The sequence below is a fragment of the Fibrella rubiginis genome (assembly GCF_017353185.1).
In the GTDB taxonomy this organism is placed as follows: Bacteria; Bacteroidota; Bacteroidia; order Cytophagales; family Spirosomataceae; genus Fibrella; species Fibrella rubiginis.
Genome location: NZ_JAFMYV010000002.1, coordinates 103,557 through 115,523, shown reverse-complemented (window position 1 = coordinate 115,523; position 11,967 = coordinate 103,557). Strand labels below are relative to the sequence as shown.

Genomic DNA, 11,967 nt, shown 5'->3' with positions numbered 1-11,967 from the left:
ATGCAGTATCCTGAATTTATCCACGAAGCCAAAGCTAAACTTGGCGTTTCAACGGAAAGTGAGGTCATTGACGTAACGCGGGCCTTCCTGCACACCCTCACCCATCACCTGGCCGGAAACGCCGCCGACAACATGGGTGCGCAACTACCCGGCCCGCTGCTCGACATCATCCGCGAGATTCCCGCCGCCGAACGTGATCAGGGCGAACGGTTCAAACTCACCGAGTTCTACGACCGCGTAGCCGACCAACTGGGTGTTGACTCAGAGCAGGGGAAGACCGTTACCCACCAGTTTATGCAGGTGTTCCGGCAACTGGTAACGCCGGGTGAACTACACAAGATCCAGATCACCCTCTCCGACGATTATGCACCACTCTTTGAGGGGGTGACTGTCTAAGGTTTAAAGTCTAAAGTCTAAAGTCTAAAGTTGGCTTGCGCAGGAGTACGCTTGCGCAAGCCAACTTTAGACTTTAGACTTTAGACTTTAGACTTTAAACCTTAGACTTTAAACCTTAGACCTTAAACGTTACACAGTTGACATAATCCCCTCCCCCATGCCCCTTCCCTACACCACGCCCGAACAGGCCGTTTCGGCCATACAGTCGGGCAACCGGGTGTTTATTCATAGCGTTGCCCAGACGCCACACGTACTTATCCGGGCCATGGTAGCGCAGGCCGACCGGCTCCGCGACGTGGAGGTTTGCCACATACATACCGAAGGCCCCCTGCCCTATCTGGAGCCGCAGCACCAGGCTAGTTTTCGGCCCAACTCGTTTTTTATCGGGGCCAACATGCGGCGGTCGCTGGCGCAGGGCATCGGCGATTATGTACCCGTGTTTCTGAGTGAAGTGCCCCTGCTGTTTAGCCGGAAAATCCTGCCTGTGGATGTAGCACTGATCCAGGTGTCGCCACCCGACCAGCACGGGTATTGTTCGCTGGGGCCATCGGTGGATGTGTCGCTGTCGGCCATCCGGGCGGCCAAATACGTCATTGCGCAGATGAACCCACGCGTGCCCCGTACCCACGGCGACGGCCTTATTCCGGTGTCGATGCTGCACGCGGCGGTGGAGGTCGACGAGCCGATGTATGAGGTTAAACCCGCCGAGATCGACGCTACCGACCGTAAAATAGGGCAATACGTAGCCTCGCTGGTGGAAGATGGGGCCACGCTTCAACTGGGTATTGGCGGCATTCCCAACGCCACCCTGGCCGAACTGATTCACCACAAGGGCCTGGGCATTCACACCGAAATGTTCACCGACGGCATCATCGACCTGGTGGAGCGTGGCGTGATCACAGGCGAATACAAGACCGTGCTGCCTTACCGCATCGTGTCGAGTTTTGTGATGGGCAGTCAGCGGGTGTATGACTTCATTGACGACAACCCCGCCGTGGCCATGAAGCAGGCGAGCTATACCAACGACACGGCCATTATTCGCCGAAATCCGAAAGTAACGGCTATCAACAGCGCCATCGAGATCGACATGACGGGGCAGGTGTGCGCCGACACCATTGGCACGATGCAGTATTCGGGCGTGGGTGGGCAGATGGATTTTGTGCGGGGGGCATCGCTCTCCGAAGGCGGCAAACCCATTATAGCGCTGCCCTCTACCACCAGCAAAGGGTTGAGCAAGATCGTGCCGTTTTTGAAAGAAGGTGCGGGCGTGACCACTACCCGCGCCCACGTCCACTACGTCGTGACGGAATACGGCATCGCCGATTTATATGGCCAGAACCTGCGGCAGCGGGCGCGGCTGCTCATCAATATTGCTCATCCCGACCACCGCGAAAGCCTTGAGCAGCAGGCTTATGCACGCTTTGGCAGGCTGTAGCTGTCTTTTAGCACAATGCTCACCTCACCGCTTGGCTCCATGGTTGCTTTCTGAATCAGGTCCAGCGAGTCGAGGTTGGTTTCTTTGCGTACCACACCCTCCAGTTCTTTGGGGGCAACCATGCTTTTCTTCAGATTATTATCCTGAAAAATACCCTGTTCATAGAGTATCTGGCTTTTGCCATTAATGAAATTGCGGAAGCCATCGCTCCGGCAGCTAACGTAAGCGATAAGTCGATGCAGGCAGGCCAGGGTCAATGACCCCGCCACGATGCCCACAAATCCCCCGTCGCCAACGATAGCCCGGCTGAGGGTAGCACCCAGCAGAAAGGTAATAACATTGTCTAAAGGGGTTTTCAGGCCAAACGCCCGCCGCCCCGTAACGCGGACGCAAAGCAGGGCAACAACGGCCACCAGCACGGCCCGCGCCACAATCTGAAACGCAGTGAGGGTTTTGTCGTCATGTAGTAAATCGCCAAACAGGTAGTCAATCATAGGTCATATTGGTTGTCTATAGCTAACCGCTGGGGTAAGCTACTGTTTCAGTTCCAGGGTCACCACAGAATAAGTAACGCGGTGGTGGAGCCAAACCGGGAGCAATGGGGATGAACCGCCATGCATAGGCAGCGTATCTTGGCATTCTTTTCAACCCAGCCACCATGCGCCACGTTTTTATTTCGTTGTTGTTACTGAGTACCGTTGCTGCCACTGCCCAGACCCCACCCACCCGTCCCGCTGCCGACCCCGTGGAGTGGGTTAACCCGCTGATGGGCACCGACTCGAAACCCAGTCTCTCCAACGGCAACACCTACCCCGCCATTGCCCTGCCCTGGGGCATGAATTTCTGGATGCCCCAAACCGGCCGCATGGGCGACGGATGGGCCTACACCTACGCCGCTGATAAAATCAGGGGCTTCAAACAGACGCATCAGCCCTCGCCCTGGATGAACGACTACGGCCAGTTTTCGATCATGCCCATGACGGGCAGGCCGCGTTTTGTAGAAGAACAGCGCGCCAGTTGGTTCACCCACAAATCGGAGGTAGCCAAGCCGTATTATTACTCCGTTTACCTCGCCGACCATGACGTGACTACCGAAATTGCCCCTACCGAACGGGCGGCATCGTTCCGGTTCACGTTTCCCAAAACCGACAGTGCCCAGGTGGTGATCGACGCGCTGAACAAAGGCTCGTACGTGCGCATTGTCCCCGGCGAACGCAAGGTTGTGGGCTACACAACCAAAAACAGCGGCGGCGTTCCGGCCAATTTCAAGAACTACTTCGTGCTCGTGTTCGACAAACCCTTTGCCCGGCACGCAGTATGGCAGAACGGCAAGTGGGCCAATGACCTGCTGGAGATTCAGGCCGATCAGGCGGGGGCCGTGGTGGGTTTCCAGACCCGCAAAGGTGAGGTGGTCCACGCGCGGGTGGCCTCGTCGTTCATCAGCCCCGAACAGGCTGAACTGAACCTGAACGAGTTGGGCAAGGATGACTTCGAGACGGTGAAGCAAAAAGCAAAAACGGCCTGGAATACCGTACTGGGGCGTATTCAGGTAGAAGGCGGCACCCCCGATCAGTACCGTACGTTCTATTCCTGCCTGTACCGGGCGCTGCTGTTTCCCCGTAAATTTTACGAGATGGACGCCGCCGGGAAGGTGGTCCACTACAGCCCCTACAACGGCGAAGTGCGGCCCGGCTATCTGTTTACCGACACCGGTTTCTGGGACACGTTCCGGTCGCTGTTTCCGTTTTTGAACATGCTGTATCCAAGTATCAGCGCCCACATGCAGGAGGGCCTGGCCAACGCCTACAAAGAAGGCGGCTGGCTGCCCGAATGGGGTAGTCCGGGGTTGCGCAATGTGATGGTCGGTTCCAATTCGGCGTCGGTGGTGTCGGATGCGTATTTGAAAGGTGGCAAAAATTACGACATCAACGCGCTGTATGAGGCACTGATCAAAAACAGCAACAACGAAGGGCCAATGGATGCTGTGGGTCGGCGCGGGGCCAGGTATTACAATGAACTGGGGTACGTGCCCTACGACGTGAAGATCAACGAAAACGCCGCCCGGACGCTGGAATACGCCTATGACGACTTCACGATCTACCAGTTGGCGAAGAAATTGAACCGCCCCAAAGCCGAAATCGACCTGTTTGCCAAACGCAGCCGGAACTACCGCAACCTGTTCGATAAGCAGACCGGGCTGATGCGTGGTAAAAACAAAGACGGCTCGTTTCAAACACCGTTCAACCCCTTTAAATGGGGCGACGCTTTTACCGAGGGCAATAGCTGGCATTACACCTGGTCGGTGTTTCACGACGTGCAGGGGCTGATTGGCCTCATGGGTGGCCCGAAGCAGTTTACCAATAAGCTCGACTCGGTGTTCATGCTGCCTCCCGTTTTCGACGATAGCTATTACGGCAGCGTGATCCACGAAATCCGCGAAATGCAGATTGCCAACATGGGTCAATATGCCCACGGCAACCAGCCTATTCAACACATGATTTACCTGTACAACTACGCCGGTGAGCCCTGGAAAACGCAGTATTGGGTGCGCGAGGTCATGAACCGCCTCTACCTGCCCACCCCCGACGGCTACTGCGGCGACGAAGACAACGGCCAAACCTCGGCCTGGTACGTGTTTTCGGCGATGGGCTTCTACCCCGTCTGCCCCGCTACGGATCAGTACGTCTTGGGCGCACCGCTGTTTGGCAAGGTGACCATGACGCTCGAAAACGGCAAAAAAGTGGTGATCAACGCTCCCAAAAACAGCATCAAAAACCGGTACGTCAACGGGCTGAAAATGAACGGTAAACCCTATTCAAGAAACTGGCTGAGCCACGCAGCCCTCATGCAGGGTGCCACCCTCGACGTTGATATGAGCGCCACACCCAACAAGCAGCGCGGCACCCAGGTGGGCGATTTTCCATATTCATTGTCAAATGAGCTGAAGTGATGTTTGGCGGATGCAAAAGTAGCTGGGCGCTGGAATGGCTTCGCGCGTCGTGCCCTTCGACAGGCTCAGGGTGACAGCCCATCTAAAGCAGTTTAGTGCATTTGATTCAACTTCCCTGTCACCCTGAGCCTGTCGAAGGGCACGACGCGCGAAGCCACAAGCGCGAAACTATGCCTCAACTATATCAACATTTTCCTCCATGTCAAAACACCCCTTATTACTCCTAATCGCCCTTTTCCTCAGCCTCACTGCTGTTGCGGGGAAGGTCGACACTGTGTCTGTGGAAAGTGCGTCTATGCGCAAAGCCATCAAATGCCTGGTTATCACGCCTGACCGGTACGCCTCGGCCAGCGCCGAACGGTTTCCGGTCGTTTACCTGCTCCACGGCTTCGGCGGTACCTACCGCGACTGGATCGGCATGGCACCCGAGCTAAGCAACTACGCTGATCGCTACAACGTCATTATTGCCTGTCCCGATGGTCAAAATAGCTGGTATCTGGATAGTCCGGTGAAGCCCACCGTACGGTTCGAGACGTTTATGACCGCAGAGCTATTGCCCTTCCTGGACAGGCAATACCGCACCCAGCCCGACCGGCAGCACCGCGCCATCACGGGGTTGTCGATGGGTGGGCATGGGGCGTTGTTTCTGGCTATGCGCCACCGCGACTTGTACAGTCAGGCGGCAAGCCTGAGCGGTGGAGTCGATTTCCGGCCTTTTCCGAAAAACTGGGAACTACGAGACCTGCTGGGCGATGCCGAAACCAGCCCCGACGTTTGGACGGCCAATACCGTAAGCACCGCCGCCGATGCTATCCAGAACGGCGAACTACGGTTGCTGGTAGACTGCGGCACGGGCGATTTCTTCTACGACGTAAACAAAGCCCTGCACCAGAAGCTCTTACAGCGTAACATCGCCCATGACTACATAGAGCGCCCCGGCGGCCACACCTGGGACTATTGGCGGGGCAACGTTGAATATCACCTGCTCTTCTTCCGTAACGGATTTCCGAGGTGAGGGTAGCGTGTTTTTTATCATCCCGAAGCATGAGGGATCTACTTTCATATCATTCAATTCCAAGTTTGGAAAGTAGATCCCTCATGCTTAGGGATGATAAAAAACACGCCACACCCGTTACCACAAGGTAAGTTAACCCTTGACTATCAGGCCATTTTGCTGCACTTTTTGAGGAAATGTCCGTGAATCGTGCTACAGCCTGTATTTTTGGAAATGGATTTGCGCTTCATCATCCGTTTACGAATCCTATTGACACGATATGCAGGCAGATGCTGAAAAGTTACGGATCTATGACCGGGCTGATAATAAAGGTTGGAAGAAGTGGGGCCCTTATTTATCTGATCGCGCCTGGGGTACCGTCCGCGAAGATTATAGTGCCTATGGCGATGCCTGGAACCACGTTAGCCACGACATGGCCCGCTCCCGCGCCTACCGCTGGGGCGAAGAAGGCATCGGCGGCATTGCCGACAACAAGGGCCATATCTGCTTCGCCCTGGCCTTTTGGAACCACAAAGACAACATCCTGAAAGAGCGGTTCTTTGGGCTGACCGGTCCCGAAGGCAATCACGGCGAAGACGTGAAGGAGCTGTATTATTACCTCGACAGCACGCCCACGCACTCGTACATGAAGATGCTGTACAAGTATCCGCAGTCCGAGTTCCCCTACAACAAGCTGGTGATCGAAACCATGCGGCGCAGTCGGCAGGAGCCGGAATATGAGCTGCATGACACAGGTATTTTCGACCAGAACGAGTACTTCGACATCTACATCGAATACGCCAAAGCCGACCAGAACGACTGGCTCGTGACCGTAACGGCCCACAACCGTGGCCCCGTGGAGGCCCCGTTGACCCTGTTGCCTACGATCTGGTTTCGGAATACGTGGTCGTGGGGGTATGAGCAGTACAGCGTGCGGCCTATGCTCACGGGTATTTCGACCAATCAGATTGAGGTGAACCACCGGCAGTTGGGCAAGTACAAACTCTACTGCGAAGATGCCGACGAACTGCTTTTCTGCGAAAACGAAACCAATACCGAACGTCTCTACGGCAGACCTAACAGCACGCCCTACCCCAAAGATGCAATCAACAACTACGTGATAACGGGGCGACCCGAATACGTGAACCCCAACCGGATCGGCACCAAAGCAGCCGCGCGGTACACCCGGATGGTGCCCGCTGGAGGCAGCACCCAAATTCGGCTTCGGTTTAGCGACCAAACGCAGCTTACCCAACCGAATTCGGCTGGGCCGTTCGCCGATTTCGACGCCACGTTTGCCCAGCGGCTGGCCGAAGCGGATGATTTTTACGGCCAGATTCAGCATAACGCCCACCACGGACCCAACGCCGGGGCCGACCTGGTCAACATTCAGCGGCAGGCCTATGCGGGTATGCTCTGGAACAAGCAGTTCTACTATTACAACGTCAACGAGTGGCTGAAGGGCGACCCAAAAATGCCCGTTCCGTTTCAGGGACGCGTATACGCCCGCAACGAAACGTGGCGGCATATGTACACGGCCAACATCCTGAGCATGCCCGACAAGTGGGAATACCCCTGGTTTGCGGCCTGGGACCTGGCCTTTCATACCCTCACGCTCGCCCGCATCGACCCGCATTTTGCCAAGCGGCAACTGGCCGTAACCCTGCGCGAATACTACATGCACCCCAACGGGCAGATTCCGGCCTACGAATGGAATTTCTCGGACGTGAACCCGCCCGTTCACGCCTGGGCGACGTGGAAGGTGTATGAGATCGACAAGCAGGCCAACGGCGTGGGCGACGTGGCCTTTCTGGAGCGCGTCTTCCACAAACTACTGCTGAACTTTACCTGGTGGGTGAACCGCAAAGACGTGGAGGGCAACAACATCTTTGGCGGGGGCTTTCTGGGGCTCGACAACATCGGGGTGTTCGACCGGAGTCAGCCGCTGCCGATGGGTGGGCGCATCGAGCAGGCCGACGGCACGGGCTGGATGGCCATGTATACGCTCAATATGCTGCGCATTGCCTGCGAAATCTCGCTGGTTCGTCCGTCGTATCAGGACATGGCCAGCAAATTTTTCGAGCACTTCCTGCACATCGCTTCGGCGATGAACAACCTGGGCAAACAGCACATCAGCCTCTGGGACGAAGAAGATCAGTTCTATTACGATATCCTCCATACCCCCGACAAACAGGCGCGGCTGCTGAAAATCCGGTCGATGGTGGGGTTGATTCCCCTGTTTGCCGTAGAGGTGATCGACGACGAGTTGCTCTCGAAACTGCCCGACTTCCGGCGGCGGCTGGAGTGGGTGCTCACCAATCGTCCCGACCTGGCGTCGCTGGTGAGCCGCTGGCACGAGCCGGGTAAGGGGTCTACCCACCTGCTGAGTTTGCTGCGCGGCCACCGGATGAAAATGCTGATGCGCCGCATGTTCGACGAGGCCGAGTTTCTGTCGGACTATGGCATCCGGGCACTCTCAAAATTCCACGAGAAGCAGCCCTATGAGCTGCACATGAACGGCGAACTGCTGCGGGTGAAATATGTGCCTGCGGAGTCGGAAACAAGCATTTTCGGGGGTAATTCCAATTGGCGCGGTCCGATCTGGTTTCCGCTGAACTTTCTGCTGGTGGACTCGCTGATGAAGTTCTACCAGTATTACGGCGACGATTATGAGGTAGAATACCCCACGCATTCGGGGCAGGTGATGAGCATAAAGGAAGCCGCCCTGCTGGTGGCCGAACGCCTCATCAGCCTCTTCCGCATCGATGCCACCGGCCAGATTCCCGCCATGGGCGACCTCAATCGCTTCACCGACGACCCCAATTTTAAGGACTTGCTGCTCTTCTACGAATACTTCAACGGCGACTCCGGCAGCGGCCTCGGCGCTAACCACCAAACCGGCTGGACAGGTCTCGTCGCCGACCTGATCGAGTACTATACCCAGTCGAAGGTGAAAGGTGAGGTGAGTTTGGTAGCGAAGTAAGGAGGGATATAGGGATCATAGGGATCATAGGGGTCCTAGAGATTGGGATATAGGGATCATAGGGCGATGCCCCATGCAATGGATTAAGCCCCTTCAGGGCTGCTAAGCGCGAACAGAACAAACAGCCCTGAAGGGGCTTAATCCATTGCATGGGGCATCGCCCTATGATCCCTATGATCCCTATATCCCTATATCCCTATCTCTAGGATACTGTGGGATAAACTACTCCTGACAATCGGCCTGCTTCAAAATCCGGTTGCCGCTGAACGTGACCGCTGTGTTTGGGGTGAAGCGCATCTTGCCGTTCTTTTCTTCAACGGGACCAAAGCCTTCCAGAAAACCGCCTTTCTGAGCCAGAAACGCTACTTCCCGGATCGACTCTACCCCTTCGGCGTGAAACATATAATCGGCCCGGAGGGTATCGCCATGCATGGTTCCCCGGATGGTGCCTGTATTGCGGTCTTTACCCGAAAGCTGGTAGAGCAGTTTTCCCGTCACGTCGTTCCCGGTTTGCCGCACAGTCAGCCGGACGGTATCACCGTTCATGGTCAGGGCGTAACAGCGGGTCACACTGCTGATGGTGGGAGCAGCCTGTTCGGTGGTAGCTGTTTTCTTCGCCTGGCAGGTCAACAGTAGCAGCCCGGCGAAAGCGGGCAGGCAGCAGGTAAGCGCTTTGAGCATAGTGGTATCTGTTAAATCACAAACCCATAGCCGTCTTCAAACCCCTTATGGTCGTCGGTGAGCCGGTGTGAGCAGACGTGGAGGTTGTCTTCTTCGCGCCAGACGGTGAGGTAATGGAACATGGGTTTGTAGTCCAGGGCGCGATCTTCAAATTTATAGGGGTTTGTGTGCAGCGGCTGTTTCAGACCGCCACCGCCGCCAATGACGAGGAATACCTTGCCCCCCACTTCAAACTTTTCGAACGCATGGGCGTGGCCCGTGATGAACAGCTTCGCCTTTTTCGAGGCCTGGTACGGCATCACAAACCGCTGCTGCACCGGCTTACTCGAACCCACCAGCCGGCTGTTTGAAAACGGAGCGTAGTGGGTGGTCACGATCACCGCCCGAATAGCCGGGTCGTCGTCGTAATCATGAAGTTGTTTTTCGTAAAAGGCCTGCTGCTGCTTTTGCTGGTCCAGCGTCATGGTGCTGAAATTCGAGTTCAGCAGAATCACGCCTACCCCATCTGTCACGTGGGCATAGCCGGTGGGTACGTGATCGGGAAAACGCTTCTGGAAGTTGCGCTGCCCCTTTTTAGGCCGTCCCATCACATCATGATTGCCCATAATGGCCTTCACGTCGATGCCCGCTTCTTCGCAGTTGGCCAGGAACGTATCGACCATGGGCCAGGCGGCATTTTTATAGCCCAGCACCACTACGTCGCCAAGCCAGTAGAGCGTTTCGGGATGCCGTTTCAGGATGTCGCGGAAAATAGCCTGGGTAGCTTTGACGTTATCGCGCTGTTTCAAAAACAGGGCTTCTATCCACATAGGGGCCTGGGTGTCGGCCAGAAAAGCGAAAGTTGGTGATTCCAAAAGTGGGTTTGGCTACGTTGAACGGAGATAACTAAACCGCAAAGGCACGGCGTTGGTTTATGGAAGAGCCTTCCGACAAGTGGTAGGCCTGGGGCACCATCTGGATTGCTTTGCGCCATACTGGCTTACCGGTTCGCTTTACCTTTGCGACCGACCCACAACCAAACCAGCGCACATTCATGAACATTACGGCAAACAAATTACTAATTACAGGTGGCGCGTCGGGCATTGGCCTCGGCCTTACGGAACGCTTTGTGCAGGAAAACAACACCGTCATCATCTGTGGGCGGCGGGAAGATGTGCTTCGGGAGGTGGCCGACAGGCTCCCCGGCGTGATCACCAGACAATGCGATGTATCGGTCGCTGCCGAACGGGAGGCGCTCTACCAGTGGGTAGCAGCCGAACACGCCGACCTTAATGTGCTGGTTAACAACGCGGGCATTCAGCAGTGGATGTCAATAGATGACAACGATTTTTATGAACGGGTTAAAGAAGAGATGACGACGAACATTGAGGCTCCCCTGCATCTGGCGGCTCTTTTTGCCAAATTACCATCGCTCAAAACGCTTATCAACGTCACGTCAGGCTTAGCGTTTGCCCCGTTGGCCAAGGTGGCCGTATACTCGGCCACGAAAGCATTCCTTCGTTCGTTTACCCTGTCGCTACGTGTCATGCAGGCACCCAACGGCATCGAGGTCATCGAAATGATTCCCCCCGCGCTGAACACCGACCTGGGTGGCAAAGGTCTTCACAACTACGCCCCACCGGTCAGCGACTTCGTTGATGCGGTATTCGAGCAGATGAAAGCCGGCAAAACGGAACTGACCTTTGCGTCCAGCGAAACCAGGTCACATGCCTCGCAGGATGACCTGCGAAAAGCATTTAATGCCATGAACGGGGTAGCCTAGCGAAGGGCTTTACCACGTGAGTGCCCGCCAGACCAGCGTGGCCTGGGCAATGAAACAGGCGTCTTTGGTTTGGGTGGCATCATACCATTTCAGCTCGGCGGCAATGCCAATGTTTTTGCCCAGGGGCTGCGTGTAGGTACCCGCCGCCATCCAGCCCAGGCTATAGGTAGTACCCTGTGTATCGCCGTCGTACTGTAGGTTCGAGTTAATCCGGTAAGGTCCGGTACCCGCATACAGGGCGAATCGTTTGACCACCGACATCGAAAACACCGCCAGAATGGGCGTTGCCGACACCCGCACGTTGGCAAGTTCGCCGTTGCGGGTGCCTTTATAGCTGTACATGCTCACGTAGCCCGTTTCTATACCCAGCCGCATGCGGTGGTCGGTTTGCCACATCACCCGCAACGAAAGCGGTATCGACCAGCGGAGTTGCTGTTTATCCACCAGCGCAACCGGACTGTTTAGCGGGGTGGCATAATACGATGCGCCCAGGCCAGCATACACCAGTAGTCGAAATGGACCCCGGTTGGGTCTTGTCGAGTCGGGTTGAGCGTCCCAAAGCTGGTCGGGGCTCAGGCGACGGAGCTGCCCCTTTTTGGTATAACCCGGTGCACGGGCGTTGAACACCCGCTGTTTATAGCCACTCCGCGGCTTAGCCGTTGCCTTTCTGGCGCGGGCCGGTGTGGGCGCTGGCTGCTGTGCCAGGGCGCTGAATGCGAGACCCACAACCAGCCAGGCAATAAACCAGTTACGGCAAAAGGACATG

General features: G+C 56.1%; 10 protein-coding genes. 6 read left to right on the top strand and 4 right to left on the bottom strand.

All coding sequences use genetic code 11. The features are described 5' to 3' along the window. Together J2I47_RS03990 and J2I47_RS03985 are read left to right on the top strand one after the other, a co-directional pair. On the top strand, positions 1-396 hold the full coding sequence (locus J2I47_RS03990; protein WP_207363269.1) for a DUF2267 domain-containing protein: 396 nt from the start codon (positions 1-3) through the stop codon (positions 394-396). A 157-nt stretch (positions 397-553) separates the two neighbouring features. After that, positions 554-1,831, top strand: a complete 1,278-nt coding sequence (locus J2I47_RS03985) for an acetyl-CoA hydrolase/transferase family protein (protein WP_207363268.1) — start codon at positions 554-556, stop codon at positions 1,829-1,831. On the opposite strand, the gene J2I47_RS03980 is transcribed toward J2I47_RS03985, so the two are convergent. Then, positions 1,807-2,325: a YetF domain-containing protein gene (locus tag J2I47_RS03980; RefSeq protein ID WP_207363267.1), complete on the bottom strand. Its 519-nt coding sequence runs from the start codon at positions 2,323-2,325 to the stop codon at positions 1,807-1,809. The two genes, J2I47_RS03985 and J2I47_RS03980, sit on opposite strands and share 25 nt — an antisense overlap. Before the next feature lie 164 nt (positions 2,326-2,489). Between J2I47_RS03980 and J2I47_RS03975 the strand changes: the two genes are divergently transcribed. From J2I47_RS03975 to J2I47_RS03965, 3 genes are all read left to right on the top strand, one after another. Next, a complete protein-coding gene (locus J2I47_RS03975; RefSeq protein WP_207363266.1) occupies positions 2,490-4,781 on the top strand; it encodes a GH92 family glycosyl hydrolase in 2,292 nt (763 codons plus the stop codon). 199 nt (positions 4,782-4,980) lie between these two features. Beyond that, positions 4,981-5,796 carry an alpha/beta hydrolase gene (locus J2I47_RS03970; RefSeq protein WP_207363265.1) on the top strand — a complete coding sequence of 272 codons (816 nt, stop codon included), beginning with the start codon at positions 4,981-4,983 and terminating at the stop codon, positions 5,794-5,796. Positions 5,797-6,055: 259 nt separating this feature from the next. Next, entirely contained in the window at positions 6,056-8,758 is a 2,703-nt protein-coding gene (locus tag J2I47_RS03965) for an MGH1-like glycoside hydrolase domain-containing protein (RefSeq protein ID WP_207363264.1), read from the top strand. A gap of 222 nt (positions 8,759-8,980) precedes the next feature. Here the strand turns inward: J2I47_RS03965 and J2I47_RS03960 are convergent, their stop codons facing one another. Next, positions 8,981-9,439, bottom strand: a complete 459-nt coding sequence (locus J2I47_RS03960) for a hypothetical protein (RefSeq protein ID WP_207363263.1) — start codon at positions 9,437-9,439, stop codon at positions 8,981-8,983. Positions 9,440-9,450: 11 nt separating this feature from the next. Continuing rightward, on the bottom strand, positions 9,451-10,293 hold the full coding sequence (locus J2I47_RS03955; RefSeq protein WP_229374269.1) for a metallophosphoesterase family protein: 843 nt from the start codon (positions 10,291-10,293) through the stop codon (positions 9,451-9,453). Positions 10,294-10,472: 179 nt separating this feature from the next. On the opposite strand from J2I47_RS03955, the gene J2I47_RS03950 reads away from it, so the two are divergent. Further along, positions 10,473-11,201, top strand: coding sequence for an SDR family oxidoreductase (locus tag J2I47_RS03950; protein WP_207363262.1), 729 nt, complete (start codon positions 10,473-10,475; stop codon positions 11,199-11,201). 9 nt (positions 11,202-11,210) lie between these two features. On the opposite strand, the gene J2I47_RS03945 is transcribed toward J2I47_RS03950, so the two are convergent. Beyond that, the gene (locus J2I47_RS03945; RefSeq protein ID WP_207363261.1) at positions 11,211-11,966 is read right to left on the bottom strand and encodes a hypothetical protein; all 756 of its coding nucleotides are present in this window, start codon (positions 11,964-11,966) and stop codon (positions 11,211-11,213) included. Position 11,967 lies beyond the last annotated feature (1 nt).